Below are 24,221 nucleotides of genomic sequence, written 5' to 3' on the forward strand. Positions count from 1 at the left end.
GTCAACATATAAAGGAAGATATGATGAGAACGAACGTGATGGGCTCCTGGAAAGCAATCTGTTATTGGGTGGCGACTTTTATTACCGTGCTAGAGCTTCTGGCGGGTGGGGTGGCGGATCTGACCCATGGGAAGGCCGCGCTGGTGGCTAGTGAGCCGGTTACCGAGGTTCTGGCGCACCTCGGCTACCCGGTGTACCTGCTCACGCTTCTCGGCGTATGGAAACTCCTTGGCGCCATCGCCTTGCTCGTCCCGCGTTTTCCGCGACTCAAAGAGTGGACTTATGCCGGCGCCCTCTTCGATTATACGGGCGCCATTGTATCGAGTCTGATGGTAGGCGACTCGCTTGCCTCTACTTTGCCACCTCTTATGCTGGCCATCTTTGCACTCGCTTCGTGGGCGCTTCGACCGCAGAGCCGTATGCTGGGCGTTCTCTGGCCGGAGAACCGCCCACGTCGCGCATCGGTTTCCTCTCCTCAGCCCACAATGCGCTGAGAAAGTAAGGAGCAAGAGCACGGCCTGTTTCTGGATGTGTGCTCTAGCGGGTGAGGGTGATCTTGTTCAGACCACGAGGCGTGTCTGGCTGCAGTCGCTTGGTCAGGGTCAGGTGCAGCCCAAATAACTGACCTGGGATGATGGCGGTGATCGGGCTGAGCCATTCAGGTATGCCGGCGGGCATGGCGAAGGGCGTCTGGGCCATTTTGAGCGCCTCCTGGACGTCGGAGATGATCAGCAGCTCGGCCTGGCGCTTCTGGAGATCCTGGGCCAGTTCGACCATGTCGGCGTAGGCGGCCCCGCCTGGCATGACCAGGATGGTTGGCAGCTCCTCCTCGACGGTGGCGATGGGACCGTGCCGGAAGTCCGCCGATGAGTAGGCGGTGGCCATGACATAGGTGAGCTCCTTTAATTTGAGTGCCAGCTCGAAGGAGGTAGCGTAGTTGTAGCCGCGCCCCACCACAACGCACTGGTTCATGTAGCGATAGCGCTCTGTGCGCTGCGCGATCTCAGGCGCGTTCTGCAGCGCTTTCGCGATGGCTTCCGGTACCTGCTGTAGCTCGGCCAGTCGCTGCTGGTCGCCGCTCCAGGCGGCCGCGAAGAGCATCATGATAGCCAGCTGCGCAGTATACGTTTTGGTGGCGGCGACGCTCTTCTCCTGCCCGGCGTGCAACTCTACCACATGTTCGGCCGCCATGGCCAGTGCTGAATTGCTATCATTGGTGATGGCGATGGTCGGACGTCCCTGGCGCTTGCCCTCTTCCAGCACCGCCACAATGTCCGGCGATTGACCGGATTGTGAGATGCCCACGACCAGCGCGTTATTCATCCGTGGAGGCGCGGCATACAGTGTATGTACGGATGGCGCAGCCAGCGCGACCGGATAGCGACCCATTGTCTCCCAGGCATAATTAGCATAGGTCGCCGCGTGATCCGATGAACCACGGGCCGCGATCAAAATATAATCAAATGCCGGCAACTGCGCCACAATCTGCTGGATGTGCCGCGTCTCCTTATCCAATAGCCCCGCAATAACCTCGGGCTGACTCAGGATCTCCTGCTCTAACAATGATGACATCTGTAATCCCCTTTTATAATTGAAAATGAACGGCGAATATGGACGTGCGTCGACGGGAAATCGGCCACAAGGGCCGAACCTACGGTTTGGGTTTACCCTATATCTGTCTTCCTTTTACGATTCATTTTGCTTTTTCTTACTATACCATATTTTCTGGTATAGTGGTCTAGACGACTTGATCACCTTATTACCTCATATTTTCCCGTACGCCGTTTTACCATGCAAAACAATAATAAAGGTGATCACACCGTAGGTTCGGCCCTCGCGGCCAATACTTTCAATTTTAGAGCAAGCAACAAGAAAAGAGACAAGAGTACGTGCGGGGCTTGCCCCCGCTTGCTTCCTCGCCGCGCGAAAAAGCAACAAACATGATGTGGTGCATCACATGCAATCGTCCTTGATCGCTTTGAGGTGCCTTTCCTTTTGGGGTGCAAAGAAGCGGGGGCAAGCCCCGCACGTACTGTGGTCGTTTTTCTTCATGCCTTTTCTTAAGTTGAACGTATGGGTCCTCGCGGCCGATTTCCCTTGATGCATGTCCATGTCGGCCGTGGAGCGGCCCTCTCGGCCGATTTTTCGTTGATCGGGTATATCTATTGACAAAGCACAACATATTGGGTAATTTATGCGTATAAAGAAGAATAGCAGTGTGGCATTGAACAAGGAAAGTAGGGTTGTTGGGGATTGCAGAGAGTCGGCGGCTGGTGAGAGCCGATATCTGAGGCAACCTGAAGCTCCCTTGTGAGCCGTGCCGGTGAAACATTCCGCAGGATAAAAGTAGCTGGTTCCGGGTACTCCCGTTATAGGGTTCGGGTGTGTTGGCACCCAAAAGGCCGTCGTCGCGAGACGATGGTGAACAAGGTGGTACCGCGAAAGTGGGTTTGTGCGCACTTTTCGCCCTTGCCAGGGCGGAGGGCGCTTTTTTGATGCCTGCATTGCGGCCGCATCACTGATCCCTGTCCTCCGCGCAATGTTCTCTCTACGTTCATTAAGGAGGATCTTGTGTCTGAAGCGAGATTTCCCGCCGCTGTTACTGGCGCAGCATCAACTTCTACCGAAGCCGCCGCTGAGCAGGCTGTTAGGCGTATTCGCGCTCCCCGCTATGATTTTGCCCGCTTTGAAGCTAAGTGGCGTGCCCGTTGGGAAGAGCAGAAGATCTATCAGGTAGACCTGCGGCAGGCGCCACGCCCCTACTACAATTTGATGATGTTTCCCTATCCCTCCGCCGAGGGCCTGCACGTGGGCAATTTTTATTCCTATGTGGGCTCGGATCTGCATGGTCGCTTGATGGCGATGCAGGGCCACTCCGTCTTTGAGCCGATCGGTTTTGATGCCTTTGGCATCCATAGCGAGAACTTCGCTATCAAGCGTGGCATCCATCCGCGCATTCTGACGGCCCATAACGTTGAGCATTTCCGTGAGCAACAATTGAAGCGTATGGGCAATCGCTTTGACTGGTCGCATGAGCTGAATACCACTGATCCTGATTATTACCGTTGGACGCAGTGGATCTTTGTGCAGCTGTTTAAGGGTGGACTGGCCGAGCGTAAGGCCGCGCCCGTCAACTGGTGTCCCCATGATAAAACCGTGCTGGCCGATGAGCAGGTAATCAATGGCCATTGCGAGCGCTGCGACTCTATCGTTGAGCGGCGCTGGCTGGAGCAGTGGTTTCTGAAGCTGACCAATTACGCGGGACGCCTGCTGGACAACCTGGATAGCCTGGACTGGAGTGAGCGTGTGAAGGCCAGCCAGCGCAACTGGATCGGTCGTTCGCAGGGGCTGGAGTTCCGCATGGAGATCGAGGGGAAGCCTGGTAGTTATGTCGAGGTCTATACGACGCGGCCCGATACCATCTCTGGCATGACCTTTGTGGCGCTGGCCCCTCATCACGCGCTGGTGACTGAAATTACGGCTCCCGCTTATCGCGATCGCGTCAGGGCATACCAGGAGACGGTGAACAGCCTGCGCACGCAGCAGGAGCAGACGATGACCGGCGCCTTTACGGGCGCGTATGCCATTCATCCGTTCTCGGGTGAGCGCATTCCAATCTGGATCGCTGATTTTGTGCTGGAAGGCTATGGGGCTGGTGCCGTGATGGGTGTGCCGGCGCACGATGAGCGTGACTTCACCTTTGCGCGCCAGGAGGACCTGCCGGTACGTGTGGTGGTGCAGCCCTCTTCGGGGCCGGCAATCGATGCCGCGACCATGACAGAGGCGTTCACGCAGGCGGGCGTGCTGGTGGACTCGGGCGCGTATACTGGCATGTCCTCGATACAGGCCCAGGAGGCCATCAGCGATTGGTTTGAGCAGCGGCCCCTGGGAAGGCGCAGCGTAAAATATCGCCTGCGCGACTGGCTGATCAGCCGCCAGCGCTACTGGGGACCGCCCATCCCGATCATCTATTGTCCTGAGCACGGAGCGGTGCCGGTCCCCGAGGACCAGCTGCCGGTAGTGCTGCCAGACGTGGAGCAGTGGATGCCAACCGGCACCGGTGTCTCTCCTCTGGCCGCCATCGAGGATTTCGTCAACACCACCTGTCCTGTTTGCGGCCAGCCGGCCCGGCGCGAGATCGATGTCAGCGATAACTTCCTGGATTCCGCCTGGTACTACCTGCGCTATCCCTCTTCAGATGATCAGCAGCAGGCCTGGAATCCCGAGATGACGAGGCGCTGGCTGCCGGTGGATATGTGCATTGGGGGCGCCGACCATAGCGTGCTGCACCTGATGTATGTACGCTTCATCGCCATGGCCCTGCACGATCTGGGTCTGCTGGATTTTAGCGAGCCGTTCCGGCGCTTTCGCGCCAACGGCACCATTACCCGTGATGGTGCCAAGATCTCCAAGTCGCGCGGTAATATGATCAATCCCGATCACTACGTCGAGCACCTGGGCGCGGACGCCTTCCGCATGTACCTGATGTTCATGGGACCCTACGAGGCCGATGGCGATTTCAGCGATCGCAATATCGGTGGCGTGGTGCGCTTCCTGGATCGTGTCTGGCAGCTGGTACAGCAGCACCGGCAGTTGACCGCGGCCCAACAATCGGTGACGCGCGAAGATCGGCGTATGCTGCATGTCACAATTAAGCGCGTCACCGAAGATCTGCAGACCTTCAAGTACAATACCGCCATCGCCACCCTGATGGAGTATCTGAACACCCTGACGCGTAGAGCCCATGCCACAGACCAGGAGATCGAGACGCTGCTGCTGCTGCTGGCCCCGATCGCTCCCTTCATCAGCGAAGAATTGTGGGAGCAGACCGGCCATACCAGTTCCATCCATACGGCTCCCTGGCCTGTTTACGATCCCGAGGCCATCCAACAAGAGACGTTCTGGCTGCCCATCCAGGTCGATGGACGCGTCCGCGACCGTATCGAGGTGCCTGCTGATACCTCTGAAGAGGCCATCAAGCAACAGGCGATTGGTACCGCTCGCATCCAGCGCTATATCACTGATCGTTCTATCCAGAATATCATCTATGTACCCGGCCGCCTGGTTAACATTGTCACCCAATAGCTAGCATATAGATGTCTCCAGTGCGCAAAAGCCGCTTCTAGGATGGTGCAACAGGGGCGCAAAAGCCGCTTCTAGGATGGTGCAACAGGGGCGCAAAAGCCGCTTCTAGAATGGTGGGTGCAGAGGGGCACAAAAACCGTTTCTAGGATGGTGCAACAGGGGCGCTCTCGCGCCCCTGTTGCACCATCCTAGAAAACACGGGCGGCCGCGCAGCGGCCGCCCGTGCGTGGACGCCAAATTCTGCTGGCGCCCACGTTTTATTATAAAGTACTCATTTGCTTATTTGTTATGAACTTTGTATCATTGTGTGCTATATTGATGATAGTGTTTTCATTAGGTCGATAGGCGCTGGTAATATTCGGGCGTTGATCCTCTGATAATTCCAGGGAGAGAGAAGTGATATGGCGTTAGAAGGAACATACCTTGGTCGCTATCGCCTGCAGCAGCAGTTGGGAAGTGGCGGTATGGGTGAGGTCTACCTGGCGGATGATACTCGTATTAAGAGACGTGTGGCGGTAAAAGTGGTGCGGAACGATTCTCCTATGTATCACACATCAGGAAACGTTCAGAAGTCGACCCGGCTTTTTGAGCGCGAGATGCATGCTATCGCTGGCCTGGATCATCCAGCGATCCTGCCTCTGTTCGATTATGGAGAGCAAGAGGTCAACGGCGCTACCCTGACCTATATGGTGATGCCCTATCGACCTGAGGGCTCGCTCTATCAATGGGTAAGGGACCGCGATGATCACGATTTATTGCCGCCGTTAGAGGTGGCACGCTTTATTTCTCAGGCCGCGGGCGCCCTGCAGCATGCGCACAGCCAGGGCATCGTGCACCAGGATGTGAAGCCTGATAACTTTCTTTTGCGCATCCGGCCTGAGCAGCCCTCACAGCCGGATCTGCTGCTGGCGGACTTCGGCGTGGCCCGTTCGCTGCTGGTCACTTCGCATACCAGCCAGACCATTCGTGGCACATTGACATATATGGCTCCAGAGCAGTGGGATGGTCATCCTGTCTTCGCTACCGACCAGTATGCACTGGCAATTATGGCCTATGAACTGCTGGTTGGTCAGCCGCCCTTTGATGGCGCGCCGGGCCAGATCATGTATAAGCATATGCACGTGCCGCCGGAGCCGCCATCACGCTTGAATCCCGCGCTCCCTCCCGGCGTTGATGCTGTTTTACTGCGTGCACTGGCCAAGCGGCCTGAGGATCGTTTCCCCTCGGTGTTCGATTTTGCCCAGGCTCTTCAGAAGTCTCTGCAGGCCAGCGCCTCCGGCAGACTTCCCTGGCTGATGCCCAACCGGGACCCTGCTGAAGACAATGCTGCCTCCGTGCGCCTTGCGCTCATGGATCATAGCACCCCCACTATAGCTATTTCTGGTGGAGGTCCTTCGCAGCGGCAGGATGCTGTCATGCCTTTGCCGTATCGGCGTTTCCAGCCCGCGCAAGATTTCTCGACGCGTAAGATGACCTTGATTTTTCTGGTCGCGCTGGTTCTGCTGGTAGGCGGCGCCGGTTGGGCCTATGCCTTTACCTTAAGCCACCCTTTAGGGAAACTAGATCTTTTTGCCACACCCGATCATGCGGCGACGCAGACGGCAGTGGCCAGGTCACTGCATAATATCAGCGCTACCCAGACGGCGGTGACGCAGCGCGATGTCGCCGGGACCGCGCAGGCCCAGTCCCATCTCAATGCCACGGCGACGGCGGTGACGCAGCAGCATATTGCCGCCACAGCGACGGCGGTCGCTGTCTCTCAGCTATTGCAGGCGGATAAGACCTCATTTCAAAACCTGGATGGCTGCTCGACCATGGGTTTCGGCCTGGCAAGCTGCCCGATTACCTTAACCAACCGTAGCAATAACGATGTGCACTGGGTTGCTACCTCGAATCTTCCGAACTATCTCGGCTCGATTAATTCTGAGAATGGAGATAATAATCAAGGGACTGTGGGGGCCCAGGATTCACAGATGGTGAATGCTAACGTGGCTTTGCGCTGCGGCTTCGGGAACGGCGGTCAGACCAGCCAGCGCGCGCGTTTCACCATTCAGGGCCCACACAATGCTATCACCATCACCATCACCTGGCAGTGCCGATAACATGAATAACTCCTCTATACTCAAGCGGGAAGCAAGGAAGCGCCCGCGGCTTTTGATCTTATCAGCCTTGATCGCGTTCCGCTTTATTATCCGGCACCAGGGTTTTCCATGGTGCGTCGATGTTTCCGGTACTCATCTCTTCTTCGCTGATGGGCTCATATGGATTGGGCATATCAGCTGGCGGTAAGTTCCCGGTAAAGATGGGCTGTTTGTTCTCTTCGATCCTGGCCCGTAGCTGATCGCGACGCATCGGCTGGGTCTCCTGCTTTTCCAGTGCCAGGCGATTATCGACCTCATTCAAGAGGATAACGATTTCAGGCCGTAGTTTGCGGTTGCGTTCAGGGATGCGGCTCCATTGGGCCATGGCGGCTGGATAGTAGCCCGCGCGATAGCAATAGAGCCCGAGCATGGCGCGCGCATCAAAGATCGTCATGCGCTGCCATAGGGCCAGCTCTTCGGCCGGTGTCTCGATTACATCTTCACTGGCTTCGATGCTCTCAACGTGATGATAAAGGTTGATGCCCATGATGCTCAAGGGATAGCCATAGTACAGGGCCAGGCGGCGGTGCCGGTTGCGTCCAGCTATCGATTGTTTGCCGACAAAGTAGCACTTGGACCAGGTGCCGCTGGACCAGATAACCCCCATCAGAACGAAGCCCAGAAAGCGGGCCAGGTAGCGCTGCCAGCTGATGGTATCGACCGAAATCAGCACGCTCAGTCCCGCGAAGATGGCTCCCAGCGTCCATGCACAGTAGACGAGCCGCTTTCTGTCCCATCCTAGCAGATCGAAGTGATGGTGCAGGGGCGCGGCCAGGAATGGCAGCGGAAACTCGGTGTGCGGGACGAATTCCTTTTTATTCTCGAAGCGCAGAATCCTTAAGCGGCGACGGTAGAATGGTGTGAGGACGCGGGTGGAGACGATGACTGAGAGAGCCTCCAGTACGAAGACTCCTCCAATGGTGGTGAGCAGCAGGATTTCGTTGCGCGAGAAGAGGGCGATGATGGCCAGCAGGCCGCCCAGCGCCAGCGCTCCACTATCTCCCATGATGATGCGTGCGCGCCGCTTGACAATGCCGCTACGCCTGGCCGCCCACGACGAGGGCCAGCACCAGGGCAGGAATCCCAGCACCCCTCCTGCGCAGACCAGGGCCAGTAGCTCCAGTACGATACCCTCAGGATGCGTCCCCAGATCACTTAAACGACCGGTAATGGCCAGGGCTAGCGCGATGGCGGCGCTGACCACCAGCCCACCGGAAAGCCCATCAAAGCCATCGCTGAAATCGACCGATACGGCGGTTGCCGTGCCGGTGAAGCCTACCAGCAGGACCAGGAAGATAAACCAGCCAAAGTAGGCCAGCTGTGGGAAAACGACCCGGCAGGGCTGGTCGATTGCGACCGAACTGCTACAGATCAGCCGTCCCAGAATCGGCAAATCTTTCCACAGGCTGTAGGATTCTTGTCCCGCCGAAAACAGGAAGAAGTAGCAAACGGCCGCGGCCACCGAGACCAGGAAGACGCCGGCAAATTTCGCCGATTCGGATAAACCTTGATTACTATAGACTTTACGCCAGTCATCCAGAAAGCCAACCATAGCGTAGCCGATGGTTGCCCCTAAAGCGATCAAGAGAAGGTTCCATTGATTTTGATTTAAATGTAAAATGTAACCGGCGCTGATACCGCTGCCGACAATGGCTATGGTGAAGGCCGGCCCACCGACCAGCGGGAGCTCGACTGTTTTAATGGCGCGTCCACTGCTCGTCGGCATGTCTGTGCGATGCGTGCCCGGCTTATGCTCACCACTGCGAAACGTGGGGAAGAGCTTGCGGGCCAGGCCGCATAAGAGCAGGCTGCCCGCGAAGCAGAGTAGAAAGGCGAGCAATAACCAGCAGATCTGATCAAATTGTATTGAATTCATAATTTAAACAACTCTCAAGATCGATTTATAGGCTTAAAAATATTTTTTCCTAACGACTTGGAACGACTGGTTTTATATGTATGTAACTTTATCTCTTTGATACTAGGAGAAAGGTACGTACTTGCTGGCCATTGATACTGCCTTTTCTCTTACTAACCTGCATGTTTATGCAAGCTGCTTCCTACTCTATAAGTACGCACGAACCCCCCGAAATTACGGCCTGCTTTTGTATGCTGGTGTATGAGATGCTCACAAGTCCTTTTTGTGCTGGTGCATGGGGTGGCGTGCGCGGCCGCGCACGCCACCCCATGCACCAGCACAAAAAACAATTGCGGCCGCGCAGCGGACGCGCGTGCGGGGGCGCTCATGTGCCACCAACATGACGGAAGTCAAACACATTCTTTATACACAATCAGCCCCTGAATCAGGATGTCCCCATCAATAATTTGAGAGCGTTGATTGGCTAATGTAAGGGCGTGCTTCATTGTGGAGAGGCCCATGCCTCCGATGGGGGACGGAGCACCGTGACCACCGATCAGGCGTGGAGCGATAAAAGCGGCCACCTGATCGATCAGGCGTTGATCAAAGGCCCGGCCTAAGAGCTGGCTCCCGCCTTCAATCAGCACATGCATGAGACCCTTTTCCTCCAGCAGCGAACTGAGCGTCTGCATATCGATGAGGCCCTCCTGATTCACTTCGGCGCGCATGACCTCGGCGCCGCTGGCGCGCAGGCGATCGATGTTCTCAGGGGGAGCGCCCTCTCCAACGATGATGCAGGTACCGTTGGCAAGTGCTGGTTGTAGCAGCTTGAGATGCGCCGGAAGATCACCATGAGTGGAAACGACCACCCGCAGTGGTCCACCGGGGCGATTGGTGCGGGGATACCAGTGTTGATGCGGCTCAAGCCGCACGGTTAATTGTGGATCGTCGAGGCGCGCCGTCGCACTACCGATGATAATCGCATCGACCTCCTCGCGGAAGTTATGGACCCAGACGCGGGATGCTTCATTACTGATCCAATACGCGTCGCCGGTATAGGTCGCGATCTTACCGTCAAGGGTCATCGCCCACTTGGCGCTAAAATGGGGGCGATGCCGGGTGATAAAGGTCGAGAACGGGCGTATAATTTCCTGCGCTTCAGCCGATCCGGGACCAACAGTTATCTCTACTCCGGCCTCGCGCAGTTGCGCCACGCCACGTCCAGCGACCAGGGGATTGGGGTCGAGCGTCGCCACTACAACGCGGCGTATGCCGGCCTCCAGAATGGCGCGTGTGCAGGGAGGGGTATGGATCGTTACGCAACATGGCTCAAGCGTCACATACAGATCCGCCCCTCCGGACAGCTCACCAGCCTGCCGGAGCGCGTTCACTTCCGCGTGTGGACCATAGGGCGGATCGGTCGCGCCCACGCCGACTACAGCGCCATCCCGCACGACCACCGCCCCCACGGGGGGACGAGGACTGGTGCGGCCGATAACCGAACGGGCGCGGGCAAGTGCCTGCGCCATAAATTCAGCGTCCCCGGTATTGTTATGTATAGGCAATGGCTCTTGCATTGCTACTGAGAATCATCCTTTCTAGATTTATCCACCTGCAAGAATTATATACCCATAATTTGATAATTTCTTGTTGAAAAAATATGCTCGCGCCCATAGACTGCTCAGGCCCGGAGCAATTCCCTGGCGCTGCTGATTACCTCGTCGCTGCTGATATCTGTAATTAGCGAGGCCAGGTGGCCACAGTGCCCATAGAGTTGGTTGTGATCGCATGTGGGGCAGTGAAGTTGCCATGAGATAAAGGGGAGGTGGCGCTGACGATTGAGTGGTCCGCTGGAGAGCATGTTGACGCACCAGTAGAGGCCAATGGTGGCTGTCCCTACACAACTGGCCAGTTGTTGGATGGCGGCATCATTGGCGATGACGAGGCGACAGCGGGAGAGCAGGCCGCAGAGACCGGCGTATGACAGCTTTCCCGCTACGTTTAGTGCAGGAGCCCTCATTTGCCGCGCGACACCGGTGGCGAGGTCGACTTCCTGCTCGCTGCCCGTGATTGCAATGCGCATTCCTTCACGGGCCAGGGCGTCTCCTACGGCGGCGAAGTGCTGACCGGGCCAGCGACAACGTGGGTCGTCGCTACCCGGATGGAGCACTACCAGGGGGCGTGGATCTGCCGCTACCACTCGCAGTGATTCTTCCAGGTCTTTTGCTATCACGACCAGCTCAGGTTGTGTGCAGGCCTCTTTGGCAACTCCCACCAGAGTGGCGACCTCCTGCCAGCGCAGAATCTCATGCTGAAATGGTGTGTATAGAAGACTGCGATCCAGTTGAGGGCCATCGGATGTGGCGTAGCCGGCGCTAACGCGAGCTTGTAGCCTGAGCAGGAAGGTGCTGACGTCTCGACCACCACGCTGCATCTGTAGGGCCAGGTCGAAGCGCTCCGCCTGCATGCGTGCAAAAAAACATGTCAGCTCGTTCACTTCTTGATCACTAAGATCTGTCTCGTGCGCGCCACAGTAGTCTGGCACAACCACGACCCGGTCGATCGGTGAGGGGCGACCATGCAAAAATGTGGCGTGCCATTCCTGGCCGAGCAGGACGAATTCGGCCCTGGGATAAGTATGGCGTAACGCTTCCAACGCTGGCAGCGTGAAGATGAAGTCTCCTGGTGCACTGGCCTGTAGGATAGCTATTTTCCTGACCCGAGCGAGCTTGCCAGCTATCTTAATTGCCTGGCGTGACCTGTCGTGGTACTTCATGTTCACTGCGTTCCTTTCCTCGCGCCCGGCCCTGTTTGCGAGCACAAAAAACAAACCCCTGGTCTGTCTGGAGCCACTGATCACATTGTGGTAAGCACCTGGAAGTATGCCCGATGGGGATGGCATATCGAGCTAGCGAGCGGCTCAATCCATAAATTGAGCCTTTAGTAATTGTTACGCCTGACAATAGCAAAGGTGGACTCTGCTGTTATCCAATTTCTTGTTTTGCTACGATCCAGCCTATCAGGAGCGGCAGGCCTCGCAGCGCCCAAAGAGGGAGAGGGAATGCCCCTCGATTTCAAAGTTGGTCTGATTACCAATGGCGTTGAGTTGTTCGGGAGGGAGGCAGAGGTCAACTTCGACCACTCGGTGACATTGGGTGCAGGTCAGGTGATGGTGGTGGCTCCCTCCGCAGACCCGGTAGTGATGCGTACCATCGGCGAACTCGATGCGGTCGAGCAACTCTTTGTCGACCAGCTTTTCAATCGAGCGAAAGACGGTGGCGCGACCAATCTTTGGCTCGATGGCACGCAGTTCTTGCCAGAGATCATCGGTGGTGAAGTCGTGTCCCGAGTTGGCTAGTTGGACGAGCCGCTCAGCGATGATCCGGCGTGGACGGGTGTTGCGCTGACTCATCTCGTCAAACGCTGTATAGATTTTATCCGTTATCTCCTTTGACATTGCACTTCTCCGTTTAATATCTGCGCTCTTGTGCTGTTATCTTGCTTCCTCCATACACCATCAGTTTCTAATGATGTTCCCCGTTTGCAACGCCGCAAGTATGTTTGTGGTTATTATAGTTTACCACAACAGCCATAAGCTAACTACTCTTTATCTATTGTGTTGATACTTATTGATAATCTGGCTGCATTCGCTCTTTACAATCGGTACAGCGAACAAATTTTTCCACGCGTTGAGGTGTATGAACAATCCCCAGGCGACTGATGATGATCGAGATAAAGTAGAATGCCGCGGCTATGGCTGAGATATAGAAGCCTACCGGCAACTGCTTGCCGAAGCTACCCGTGAAGGCCAGTATGAGCCCACTCCAGGTACAGGCCAGGCTGAGGATGATGGATAGGATCAGCGAGTGACGCGGCTGATGGGTCAGGCGGAGCGCGGTGGCGGCGGGCGCGATCAGCAGCGCGATGATCAGCAGGACCCCCACAACCAGGATGGAGATGGAGACCGTGACCGAGAGCATGAGCAGGAAGATGATCGAGAGGGTGCGTACCGGCACGCCTCGCGTCTGTGCTACCTCTGGATCGATGGATGCGAAGAGGAGTGGACGATACAGGACCATCAACAAAATTAATAAGCAGATCCCACAGCCCAGCGCTATCAAGACATCCGAGCGTCTGACGCTCAGAATCGAGCCGAAGAGGATGCCCACACCCGAGTTGACGCCCGCGCTGCCGGTCTGGGTGTAGATGCTCAGGAAGAGCACGCCCAGGCCCAGGGCGAACGAGAGCACCATCCCGATCTCAACATCGCGTCCTCGGATACGTTCTCCCAGCGCACCCATGCCGAGTGCGGATAGCATGGAGAAGACGAGCATGCCGATCAGCGAGCTGAAGCCGAAGATGATGGCTCCGGTGGCCCCGGCAAACCCGATATCAGAGAGCGCTTCACTGGCAAACGTCTGTGAGCGCAGCACAACAAAATAGCCGATGCAGGCAGCGATGATCGCTACAATGGTTCCAGCGCCAAATGCGTTCTGGACGATTTCGTAATTAAAAAGTTCTAGCATATTCTGTTTCCGGTGCCTTGATTGATTGATCAACTGGCGGTCGTTCGCGACGACCGCGCTTCCCCAGCCAGCGTGGCGATAAAACGCGCACGGGCAGATAGACAGCAAATGAGATGGTGGCGATAAAGAAACTGGCCGGCCAGAGCCCGTTGGCGACCGACAGGAAGATACCCGCCCACATATAGAGCAGCCCGAGTCCAATCGCGATCATGATGGCTGTGATCGGACGCTGGGCGATGCGGATGGCGGTCGCGGCAGGTCCAACCAGCATGGTAAATATCAGGAGCGCGCCGACGATCTGGATGGCGATCGAGACCGCCATGGCGACCAGGACCAGGAAGAGGACGGCGATGCCGCGAATGGGAACGCCACGGGCCTGCGCCACCATTGGATCAAACGAGCTAAATAAGAGCGGGCGATACAGGGCGATGATGGCGATGATGGTCAGTAGACAGGTGATCATCATGGTCCACACGTCGTTTACACTGATGCCGAGGATGGTGCCAAATAGCACGCTGTAAACTCGTTCAGCATAGCCCGAGTAGAGCGAGAGAAACATCAGCCCCAGCCCGAGGGCGCTGGTCATGATGATGCCAATGGAGATATCCCGCTCGCGTACCTCTTTGCCCAGCAATCCGATGATGATGCCCGCGCCGATGGTAAAGGCGAACAGACCATAGACCGGACTGAGCCCGAGTAAAACCGCTCCGGCGGCGCCCCCGAAGCCAATATTCGGTAGCGCGTGACCGGCGAAGGTCAGGCCGCGCGCGATCAAGAAGTAGCCCGTGATGGCTGCTACGATCGCAATGCATGAGCCGGCAAGCAGAGCGTTGCGCACGAATTCGTATTGTAGGGAGTCCATGATGGAATACAGCATTTATATCTCCGCTCCAACTACAAACACTCGCCCGAGCGCTCTGACTACTTCTACCGGTGATCCATAGAGGCGTGTCAGGGTTTCACTGGTAATAACTTCCTCCGGCGTTCCGATGGTGCAATGCTGGTTCGCCACATAGATAACCTTGTCCACCACATGCAGCAATGGATTGACGTCATGCGCGACTAGCAGGACCGCCACGTTGCGTGCGCGGCAGAGGTTATTGACCAGGGTGACGATCTCCTGTCCGCGCGCGATGTCCAGGTTAGAGAGCGGCTCATCGAGCAGCAACAGACGCGGATTGGTTAGGAGCGCCTGCGCGATCAGGAGCCGCTGCTGCTCGCCGCCCGAGAGCTGTCCCACCGGGGCGTCGGCGAAATGCAGGGCGTCAACCTCTTGCAGCGCCTTTTCGATGGTCGCGGTGCGCTTGCGGCTGGGCCAGCCGGGACCCCAACGATGACCGTCGAGCCCAAAGCCGACGACGTCGCGGGCGCGCAGCGCCAGGTCCGCTTCCAGTACCCGGTGCTGTGGCGCATAGCCGATATCTGTATTTCCCCGGCGCGGCGGCCGTCCCATGATCCGAACCGTGCCCGCTTCCGCCTTGATTAAACCCAGTAGCAGCTTGAGCAGGGTGCTCTTGCCCGCTCCGTTTGGACCCAGGATGGCGACAAACTCGCCCGCATTGATGGACAGGTTGATATTTTCCTGGATCGTACGCTTCCCCAATTGGATGCGCACGTTCTCCAGTGAAATTATCGGGGTTCCCCGTTCCACAATAGTATTATTCACATTCATTTCTACCCATTTTTTCATCATCCATTATTGGCGCTGGCCCAGACTTTGTTCCAGTGTATTTAGCTGTCCTATCATCCAGCTCTGATACGTTTGATTGCCCGGCATTGTTTCGGTTACGGCCATCGTAGGGATGTGCTGTGCCTGCGCCTCACTCTGTAGCCTGCTGGTGATAGTCGATTGGGCCTGTTGGTTATAGATAAGCACTTTGATCTGACGCCTGGTGATCTGATTTTCAGCGGTAATCACCGTATTAGCCGGGGGATCATTGTTCTCGGCCATCGCTTTTTGGAACTCGGTGGGTGTCAGCACGTTGAGACCCATCGGGCCGGTTTGATAGAGAAAGATGGTCTCGGTTAAACCAATTGGCGTCCCAGCGTATTTCGCTTTAATGGTCGCTAGCTTCTGATCGATCTTCATGCTCTCACTTTTGAAGCGTTGAAGATTGGCCTCGTACTCGGCCGCGTGGTGGGCGTCGATCGCCTTTAGATTATCGGCGATGGCGGTGGCAATGGTTCTGGCGTTGGCTGAACTATACCAGATGTGCTCGTTGTCGGGCAGCTTTACCGTGGCCAGGTCAAAGCCTTTGAGTACCCGGCGACTCTCATCTGGTGTGCTGGATATGAGCTTGTCCATCCAATCGTCATACCCACCGCCATTGGCCACGATCAACCTGGCTTTAGCAACAGCTTTTACCTGATTGACATTGCTCTCATACGTATGCGGATCTACATTGGGATCTGATAATATACTTGTTACACTGACATGCTTGCCGCCAATCTGGCTGACGATATCCCCATAAAAATTTTCGGCCGCCACCACAGGAATCGTCCCGTTGCTCGTCTGTCCCCCTGTATTGCCAGTAGCTGGATTGCTGCAGGCGCTCAGCAAAAATAACCCCACCAGCGCCACAATCAAACCCGCAGCCTTGCTACGTTTGATAATCATAAAATAAATGCTCCATCGTGGGCACTATCAATACTATTTACCAGTACCAGGTATCATTATTAATGATACACAATCTCTATATGCTGAGAGGATACCATAAGCGGGGATTTTTTGTCAATGAGATATATTCTCATTAACGTTGCGTAATCTCATATCATCCTCTGTCCATCTCTTCAAAACAGCGTCGCCACACGCTTTATTTCTGTTTTGGCATCATAATTATAATTAAGACATAGTATCATTAGCATCGTTAAATGACATGATGCTTGTCATGATCGTAACGAGCCATTTGCGTAGGTGCCGGGCTTGCCCCGGCTTAAAAGAAAGGATTTAGATATGTCGCTCAATGTACCATCCACACTGCTTGAGCAGGCTGAGGCCGGCGAGATACGGGCCAGCGATTTCCTTCAGTGCATCAAAGAGTCGCTCCCCTATGCCTGGGAACTGGTGGCACAGCTGGCCATGCGTCTGCAGCAGGGAGGAGCCGCTTTCGTCGATAACCAGGTGCCACCACCCAGCGAGCAGGCGCGGGGGCAACTTTTGCGCCTGCTCGCCAGCGACTCTATGCGCAACGCTATAGAGCAGCACTACGGGGTGAAGCTCGCGTTTCAAAACTGCCATCGCGTGGCGCTCTTCCCCCGAGAAGCCCTGGGAGAGGAATACACAGAGTTCATCACGCCGCGCAGCCAGATTCTCAATCAAAGTCCTGAATTGCGCGATTGTTAGTCTCCAGTAATTTAGATCAGGAGCCAGGCGATGGTTGTCTGGTTCCTGATCCACCGGGTTGGTGGCTTGTCCCCTTGTTTTGCTAGGAATTCGTGTAAGAAGGAGAATTGATGTTTTGTTAAATATGGTTGCGCCTGTCGTAGGACCAGAATAGTCGGCATCCGCTGGTGGGCAGGCAGCACTAGCGAGGGGGAAAGGACAACCTGTATGGCTGAGGGAATCTTGTTTGCGAGCACTAATCCGGGCTGTTATGCGCTTGGTTCGGCTGCGGGCCCCGATATTGTGAATGGGCAGGCGCTGGAGATATTCCTGGGTGGACACTGGGTCGTCGGTCGCGTGCGACATAGCCGCAAGCCTGTAGACGTTCCGGACCTGGGTACCCAGCACGCGGGTACATACAATACGGTTGCCGGGGATGAGGATACGGTGACCGAGGCTTCCGAAGAATCGTTTCCCGCCAGCGATGCACCGGCCTGGGCGGGCATGCGGGATAGTTCGTTGCATGCTCAAGACGCGGTTAAAGCTTTAAATGGCCTCTTTTTTGTGTCCGACGAGGATGGTAGTATCTGTGGCCTATGCGTTGGGATGAAGGTGCGCTCAAAGTAGTGATGCATCTTTAAATGAGTTGCCTGGCATCGCGCAGCCACTATGTATGCATGGATTGAGAGACGGCCATGTGATCAAAAAGCGACCTCTGCATTATACATAGCAAAACATGGTAAAATATCGCAGAGGTCGCTTTTTGATCGCGGTATTAAAGGGATTCCTGGAGGGCAGGCGCTTCCAGACGCTCTTCTTCAATGTGCAGACCCAGTCGTGTCAGGCGGCGAATAATTGAGCTGTAGCCGCGCTCGATCATCTGGGCGTTATCGATGATGGTTTCTCCTTCCGCCACCGAGCCAGCGATGATCAGTGCGCTACCGGCGCGCAGGTCATGTGCCCATACGGTGGTACCGGTTAATGGCGTGGGACCCGCGATGACGGCCGAGCCATCTTCGAGCTTGATATTCGCACCCATGTTGTTGAGGTCATTGGCCACGCCGAAGCGCTGGTCAAACAGCGTCTCACGAATGTAGGAGGTTCCTGAGGCCATACAGGCCAGGGCCATAAGCGGCGATTGCAGATCGGTCGGGTAGCCCGGGAACGGCCAGGTAATCACGTTGACGGGACGCAGGGCGCCACGGCGCTGCACCCGAATGACCGGACCATCTTCCTGCAACTCTACCCCCATCTGCTCCAGCTTGGCGCGTACGACCGCAAAGTGGCGCAGGTTGGCTCCGATCAGAGCTACATCACCCTGCGTGGCGGCCGCCAGGATGGCCATGGTTCCGGCATCGATGCGATCGGGCATGATGGTATATTCGACAGCTGAAAGCTCTTTGACCCCTTCAATCTGGATGACGCCCGTGCCAACTCCCGAGATTTTTGCTCCCATCAGATTCAGGAAATTGGCCACGTTGGCGATCTCTGGCTCCAGAGCGGCGTTTTCGATAATGGTCGTTCCCTCTGCCAGACATGCAGCCGTCATCAAGTTCTCTGTACCTGTGTGGCTGGGCGTGTCCAGGTAAAGGTAGGCGCCCTTTGGTTTCTCCATGCGTACAGAAATGGCGCGCTCATCCTCGACCACTTCAGCTCCCAGGCGTACAAAACCACGATAATGGAAATCCAGGCTGCGCTTGCCCAGGTTACAGCCTCCCACCTTCTCGATGCTTACCTGGCCCGTGCGCATCATGACAGGTGGCAGGAACAGGACCGAGCCCCGGATCAGGTTGGTAAGCTCGGGTGAAAGGTTACTGGTGGTGATGTTTGACGCATCAATGACCATCACCTGCTCTTCTTCATGCAATTTTATTTTCGCGCCTAGCGCGCGAGCAATCTCGATGGCTACATATACATCGTTGATCAACGGCACGTTATGTAAGATGGTCTGCCCTCTTTTCGCGAGCAGAGAGGCGGCAATAATTGGTAATGCGGCATTTTTAGCCCCCTGTATAATAACCGTTCCTTCAAGGCGTTGGCCGCCACGCACGTGATAGCGAACTGGTTGGCGTATCGACATAGAATTAGATTCCCCTTTAATGTATGTGCATAATCTATGCGTAATTAGCATATCATATCGTTAGGGGTTCGATAGGAATGCCAGTATAAAGGACTAGTAGGGGTCCCATCTGGCGACAACCTTATGGGTGAACAAGTCGTAAATGAATAGAAAAAGAGAATTTTCTCTGCGTTTTAAAGATATATGCGCAAAAATATGGTCGCTTTTGTGATTAAATAGGTACAAAGTACTGTGACTTTACCTGCTGATGCCTGGAGGCTGTGTCAAAAGCACGGGTTATTGGCGCTATTTATAAGGAGTTGATGAGGATGTTGCTGGCATCGTTGATTTCGCTACAGGCATTGCAAGACGCTTTACACGTGATTGGGTATCCTGCCATTGCTTTATTTATTATGATTGAGTGCATCGGCATCCCGATACCGGGCGAAACTATGCTGCTGCTGGCCTCTTTTTATGCCGCTACCGATAGTCGATTGCAGATTCCAATCGTTATTGCCTGCGCGGCCTTCGGCGCGATTATGGGCGACAATATCGGCTACTATGTTGGCCGCACTGGTGGCCGTACCTTTGTGAGCCGTTTTGGTCGCTACTTTTTTATCAAGCTCAATCACCTGGACTACGCGGAGCGCTTCTTTCAGCGTCATGGGGCCAAGACGGTTTTCTTTGGGCGCTTTATTTCTATCTTGCGTATCTTCTCCGCCTTTCTGGCCGGCGTCAATCGGATGGAGTGGCGTACATTCCTGGTTTATAATGGCCTGGGAGGTGTGATCTGGGCTACCTACGTTGGCTTGCTCGGATACATCGCCGGCCATTATTTTCACGAACATTTTGACCAGGTGGAGTCGATGGCCAGAACGGTAGGCTGGGTGGGCTTTGCTATCGCGATTATCATTACTGTTGCCGCCGTTATCTTCGTTAAGAAGCGCATCGCGCACACCATTGCTTCCTCCGAAGTCGCCGATGAGTCAAAAGAGCACTCCCTCCGCTAGAATCACTTTTTATGGTGGTGTACCAGCGGTGCTCTACGGTTGTATGAGAGTGTCTTACTCCCACGATCATCGCCTGTGGCCTGCATGAGTTTTCACACCAGCGATGCTCAGAAGTCAGTTTTATGGTGATGCATGGGGGCGCAATCGCGCCCCCATCCGCACTAACTTAAGCAGAGAGTAGCCTCTCTGCGCTCTCAAAGCGGGAGAACCCTGCACCCCTTAAGTTGGTGCATGGGGGCGCAATCGCGCCCCCATGCACCAACTTAAAAAACCAGTGCGGCCGCGTAGCGGACGCCTGTGCGGAGGCGCTCACGTATCCCAATAAGGCGAAAGTAAGGTTCATTTTGAATGTAGAGATGTTTTTTTGTTATAATGCAAAAAAAGAATAAAAAAATTGTTAGTGGTTGTTGGATCAGGAGGTTAAGGATGAAAACGCGTATTATCACTATTGTGTTGCTATGTGCGGTTATGCTGGTGGCTGGTGTGCTATGGACCAGTTGTGCCCTCTCGAAACCGGGTGAGACGGTGCCGCAGGCCGTAATCGCCCAGACGAGACTTCCGCATCCAGATCACGTGGTGGTTGTTATTGAAGAAAATCATAGCTATTCGGATATCATTGGTTCTTCCGAGGCTCCTTATATTAATTCCCTGGCCCGCAGTGGGGCCGTCTTTACCAACTTCCATGCTGAAACCCATCCGAGCCAGCCGAATTACCTGGCGCTGTACTCGGGTTCAACGCAGGACGTGAGCAGTGATGCCTGCCCCAATACATTTTCGGGACCCAACCTGGGCCGCGCGCTGCTCAGCGCTCATCTCAGTTTTGCGGGCTATTCGGAGGATATGCCCTCGGTGGGCTATACGGGGTGCGCCGCCCCCAGTTACAACAATGCCCTGTACGCGCGCAAGCACAATCCCTGGACCAACTTTACCAATGTCCCCACCGGCAGCAATCTGCCGTACACCCGGTTTCCCACCGACTACAGCAAGCTTCCTACCGTTTCCTTTGTTATTCCCAACCAGATCCATGATATGCATTCCGCCTCGGTTGCGGATGGCGACATATGGCTCAAAAATAATCTGGATCCCTATGCCCGCTGGGCCAACACCCATAATAGCCTGCTGATTGTCACCTGGGATGAAGATGATGGCTCCGATGTCAATCAGATCCCGACCATCGTTAGTGGCTCAATGGTCAAAACTGGCCGCTACTCTGAAAATGTGAATCACTACCACCTGCTGCGCACGCTGGAAGATATGTACAAACTTCCCCGCCATCAACCAGAGCGCCACCGTTCCCTCCATCACCGACATCTGGCGCTAGTGTCTTGTTAGATTCAATTAAATACGGGGAAAGATCGTCCGACGCTGCCGGACGATCTTTCCCCGTATTTAATTTTTTTTCTTAATTCTTTATGAGATTTTGAGACAAAAAGGCACGGTTTTCAAGTAAACTAGAGGGAGGTGAGGCAATATATATAAAAATAAGGGGTGGTGTATGAATAAAAGCGCATTTCTTTCCGGCGTGGAAAAAACCATTTTAGAATTGAAACATACGACTGACTCTATACGGGAGACAGCCGTCTATTACAGCATGGCATTGGATGCCGATCAAATTGTAGAGCCGCTCATCGCCGCCTTTGCCGCTGAAGGCAACGCAACCATTCGGGCAACGATGGCGAGAGCCCTGGGAATTCTGAAAGACAGACGAGCTATCGAACCTTTGCTGCTGGCTGTAACGACCGACAGAAGCCCTGTCGTACGTCATGAAGCAGCCAATGCTCTTGGAGAACTAGACGGTAGGGAGGAGGTGGTTGAGCCGCTCATTGCTGTCCTTTCAGCTCCAAATGAACACAAAGGTAATAAGATGGATGTAAACGTTGTCTCGAGTATTGTGTTCGCATTGCGGAAGTTGAACGATGCGCGCGCGGTTGAGCCATTGATCGATGCGCTTGAGCGAAAGGACGAGCAGACGCGTGCCGTGATCGCGCTCTCCCTGGGCAGCTTTGGTGATATTCGCGCGGTTGAACCCTTGCTCAACCTTCTGTATGATGATGAGCCCTTGATCCGCCGCGCCGCTGCCTGTGCCCTGGGCGACCTGAGTGATCAGCGCGCTGTCCTCCCCTTGATTGACGCGCTTACTGATCCAGACTTCGAGACGCGCAGCGGCGCGATCAAATCCCTGGGGCTACTCGGCGATCGGCGCGCTATTGAGCCCTTATGTTCGCTGTTGCAACAGGACCGCATACCTTATCGGCGCGTCTTTATTATTGGGGCCCTGGATCGTCTGGGCGCTACGCAGGCGGTGAGGCCGCTGATCGCTCTGCTGCAGAATTCGTTGGAAGAAGAAGAGGTGCGCGCGGCCTCTATCGAAACCCTCGGCCATTTAGGTGATAAAAGCGCTACCCCTTTCCTGCTCAACTTTGTTACAGATTTTGTGGCGGGCGATGCCAATGAGCTCCGCTGGCGCGCCGTCGTCGCTTTAGGACAACTTGGCGATACCCGTGCCATCGACAGGCTTAGCAGATATCGCACTGATCCGGAGCCTGTTATGCGCATGGCTGTCATCTCCGCCTTACGTCAGTTGAAAACGGCTCAAACCGCCGAATTGCTTCCCGATCACCCATAACACAAAAAACTGAGCCAGAACTGGTGACTATCTCTTTCTGTAAACCGTCTATGGATGTGAGCGATATAAAAAGCTCTCTAAATTTTTATTTTTTTTGTATAGAAATGTCTGCGCGATGAGCATAGTTAAAGCCTGGCGTCGCGCCATTCTTTAAATCGCCTAAAAGTGGAATTGGAAGATAGCTCTGAGGATATAGACCATTAAGGTGCAATGGATGCCCCTTCTTCTGCAGTGAATTGCTCGTACTTATCCCTTCTCTCCATCTCCTACTTGTCTGAAGCAGCAAAAGAGAGATATGAAAAATACCACTGTATCTACGTGGCGACAGCCGTTTGTGCGCGATCGCTTTACCGTGCTGGCTTATGCCTTGCTGGCAAGTTTCTGCTATTTACAGGCCTCGCCTGGCTCGCTGGTCCCATTTTTGCATGCGGAGATGCACCTCAACTATACCATTGATAGCCTGCATATGAGTGGTATCGCGCTTGGCATGATCGTGGCCGGTCTGCTGGCGGACCGCGTTTCCGGCCGCTGGGGCCGTCGATTAACGCTTTGGGGTGGTGCCTCTGGCCTACTGGTTGGTGCCTTGTTGCTCATGTTCAGTCACCATCCCGCGATCAGTATTTTCGGTATGTTTGTGATTGGTCTGCTGGGCACCTTTTTGATGGTGACGGTCCAGGCCTCCTTGTCCGATCACCATGCTGAGCATCGGGCGACAGCGATTACCGAGGCCAATATGATCGCCAGCCTGGGGGCGGGTCTGGCCCCGATCTGCCTGGGCGGCATGGTACTACTGGGTGCTGGCTGGCGCGGTATGCTCTTTGTGCCGATGGTGATCGTACTGCTGCTGGCTCTCTGCTTTTTCAAGGTTTCGGTGCCGGAGGCGCGGGCGTTCGCGCGTAAGCAAGAGGCCGGTGGACGTGTGAAGGCGCCGGGCGCTTTCTGGCTCTACTGGCTGGCGATGGTGATGGGTGTGGCCGCCGAGTGGAGCGTCTCTTTCTGGGGCTCCGGCTACCTGACCAACGTGGTCGGCATCGAGCGTACCAGTGCCGCGACCCTCATGAGCCTGTTCTTCCTGGCCGCCGTGATCGGTCGCTTTATCGGGAGCCATCTGACCCGGCGCATCGCCGTCGAAAGGTTGCTGCTGCCTGTGCTGATCGTGGCGATACTGGGCTTTACCCTGTTCTGGCTTGGCCCATCGGTTCCATTGCATGTGGTTGGATTGTTCGTGGCTGGCCTGGGCATCTGCAATCTCTTCCCTTTTACCTTCTCCGCCTCGGCCAATCGCATTCCACAGTACGCGGACCTGGCCAGTGCTCGTTCCGCCCTTGGTGGCGGATTGGCCATATTCTGTGCTCCTCTAGTGCTGGGACGCCTGGGGGACATGGTGGGTCTGCGCAGCGCTTATAGCGTGATCTTAGGCCTGTTTGTGCTGATGGGTGTATTCATGGTGCTGGCCGCTCGCGCCACTGTGGATCGGTCCACCACACAGACCGTGATCGCCGAAGATATGCTGGCAAGTGATACGCTCACAGAGGATTCCACCAACCTCATTGTAGATCCTGTATAATTCATCAATTTATAAAGCATTGGCGCGAAC

At 55.3% G+C, this 24,221-nt stretch carries 18 protein-coding genes, 1 pseudogene and 1 other annotated feature; of the genes and pseudogenes, 9 read left to right on the top strand and 10 right to left on the bottom strand.

All coding sequences use genetic code 11. From position 1 onward, the window contains the following. Positions 1–20: 20 nt before the first annotated feature. The gene (locus AABA21_RS08105) at positions 21–494 is read left to right on the top strand and encodes a DoxX family protein (RefSeq protein ID WP_338248716.1); all 474 of its coding nucleotides are present in this window, start codon (positions 21–23) and stop codon (positions 492–494) included. Between the two features lie 43 nt (positions 495–537). Here AABA21_RS08105 and AABA21_RS08110 read toward each other — a convergent pair whose 3' ends face one another. Beyond that, positions 538–1,572: an SIS domain-containing protein gene (locus AABA21_RS08110; protein ID WP_338248718.1), complete on the bottom strand. Its 1,035-nt coding sequence runs from the start codon at positions 1,570–1,572 to the stop codon at positions 538–540. A gap of 643 nt (positions 1,573–2,215) precedes the next feature. Continuing rightward, positions 2,216–2,474 (top strand) — a binding site (T-box leader). 97 nt (positions 2,475–2,571) lie between these two features. Between AABA21_RS08110 and leuS the strand changes: the two genes are divergently transcribed. Both leuS and AABA21_RS08120 read left to right on the top strand, forming a co-directional pair. After that, a complete protein-coding gene (gene leuS / locus AABA21_RS08115; protein WP_338248721.1) occupies positions 2,572–5,085 on the top strand; it encodes a leucine--tRNA ligase in 2,514 nt (837 codons plus the stop codon). Positions 5,086–5,486: 401 nt separating this feature from the next. Continuing rightward, positions 5,487–7,187, top strand: coding sequence for a serine/threonine protein kinase (locus tag AABA21_RS08120; RefSeq protein WP_338248723.1), 1,701 nt, complete (start codon positions 5,487–5,489; stop codon positions 7,185–7,187). A 61-nt stretch (positions 7,188–7,248) separates the two neighbouring features. Here AABA21_RS08120 and AABA21_RS08125 read toward each other — a convergent pair whose 3' ends face one another. The 8 genes from AABA21_RS08125 to AABA21_RS08160 all read right to left on the bottom strand — a co-directional run bounded on the left by AABA21_RS08125 (position 7,249) and on the right by AABA21_RS08160 (position 16,224). Further along, on the bottom strand, positions 7,249–9,102 hold the full coding sequence (locus tag AABA21_RS08125) for an MraY family glycosyltransferase (protein ID WP_338248725.1): 1,854 nt from the start codon (positions 9,100–9,102) through the stop codon (positions 7,249–7,251). 389 nt (positions 9,103–9,491) lie between these two features. Continuing rightward, positions 9,492–10,658: a bifunctional diaminohydroxyphosphoribosylaminopyrimidine deaminase/5-amino-6-(5-phosphoribosylamino)uracil reductase RibD gene (gene ribD / locus AABA21_RS08130; RefSeq protein WP_338248727.1), complete on the bottom strand. Its 1,167-nt coding sequence runs from the start codon at positions 10,656–10,658 to the stop codon at positions 9,492–9,494. Between the two features lie 104 nt (positions 10,659–10,762). After that, positions 10,763–11,857, bottom strand: coding sequence for a glycosyltransferase family 9 protein (locus AABA21_RS08135; RefSeq protein WP_338248729.1), 1,095 nt, complete (start codon positions 11,855–11,857; stop codon positions 10,763–10,765). Between the two features lie 243 nt (positions 11,858–12,100). Further along, complete coding sequence (locus AABA21_RS08140) at positions 12,101–12,538, bottom strand: Fur family transcriptional regulator (RefSeq protein WP_338248731.1); 438 nt, start codon at positions 12,536–12,538, stop codon at positions 12,101–12,103. Between the two features lie 169 nt (positions 12,539–12,707). Then, complete coding sequence (locus tag AABA21_RS08145; RefSeq protein WP_338248733.1) at positions 12,708–13,607, bottom strand: metal ABC transporter permease; 900 nt, start codon at positions 13,605–13,607, stop codon at positions 12,708–12,710. Then, positions 13,591–14,484, bottom strand: coding sequence for a metal ABC transporter permease (locus AABA21_RS08150; RefSeq protein ID WP_338248735.1), 894 nt, complete (start codon positions 14,482–14,484; stop codon positions 13,591–13,593). Before AABA21_RS08150 ends, AABA21_RS08145 begins: the two co-directional genes overlap by 17 nt. Further along, positions 14,485–15,273, bottom strand: coding sequence for a metal ABC transporter ATP-binding protein (locus AABA21_RS08155; protein ID WP_338248737.1), 789 nt, complete (start codon positions 15,271–15,273; stop codon positions 14,485–14,487). It lies immediately after the preceding gene. Between the two features lie 30 nt (positions 15,274–15,303). Further along, positions 15,304–16,224, bottom strand: coding sequence for a metal ABC transporter solute-binding protein, Zn/Mn family (locus AABA21_RS08160; protein WP_338248739.1), 921 nt, complete (start codon positions 16,222–16,224; stop codon positions 15,304–15,306). 336 nt (positions 16,225–16,560) lie between these two features. Between AABA21_RS08160 and AABA21_RS08165 the strand changes: the two genes are divergently transcribed. Together AABA21_RS08165 and AABA21_RS08170 are read left to right on the top strand one after the other, a co-directional pair. Further along, positions 16,561–16,950, top strand: coding sequence for an SCO5389 family protein (locus AABA21_RS08165; RefSeq protein WP_338248741.1), 390 nt, complete (start codon positions 16,561–16,563; stop codon positions 16,948–16,950). Between the two features lie 207 nt (positions 16,951–17,157). Further along, positions 17,158–17,556: a hypothetical protein gene (locus AABA21_RS08170; RefSeq protein WP_338248743.1), complete on the top strand. Its 399-nt coding sequence runs from the start codon at positions 17,158–17,160 to the stop codon at positions 17,554–17,556. A gap of 148 nt (positions 17,557–17,704) precedes the next feature. Here AABA21_RS08170 and murA read toward each other — a convergent pair whose 3' ends face one another. Beyond that, positions 17,705–19,003 (bottom strand): UDP-N-acetylglucosamine 1-carboxyvinyltransferase, encoded by a 1,299-nt coding sequence (gene murA, locus AABA21_RS08175; protein ID WP_420917139.1) that lies wholly within the window; start codon positions 19,001–19,003, stop codon positions 17,705–17,707. Between the two features lie 314 nt (positions 19,004–19,317). On the opposite strand from murA, the gene AABA21_RS08180 reads away from it, so the two are divergent. From AABA21_RS08180 to AABA21_RS08195, 4 genes and pseudogenes are all read left to right on the top strand, one after another. Next, entirely contained in the window at positions 19,318–19,998 is a 681-nt protein-coding gene (locus tag AABA21_RS08180; protein WP_338248748.1) for a DedA family protein, read from the top strand. Positions 19,999–20,466: 468 nt separating this feature from the next. After that, positions 20,467–21,319 (top strand): annotated as a pseudogene (locus AABA21_RS08185) (alkaline phosphatase family protein). Between the two features lie 174 nt (positions 21,320–21,493). Next, positions 21,494–22,624 (top strand): HEAT repeat domain-containing protein, encoded by a 1,131-nt coding sequence (locus AABA21_RS08190; RefSeq protein WP_338248752.1) that lies wholly within the window; start codon positions 21,494–21,496, stop codon positions 22,622–22,624. Between the two features lie 295 nt (positions 22,625–22,919). Then, a complete protein-coding gene (locus tag AABA21_RS08195) occupies positions 22,920–24,191 on the top strand; it encodes an MFS transporter (RefSeq protein ID WP_338248754.1) in 1,272 nt (423 codons plus the stop codon). Positions 24,192–24,221: the final 30 nt, after the last annotated feature.

It is taken from the genome of Dictyobacter halimunensis (assembly GCF_036245075.1).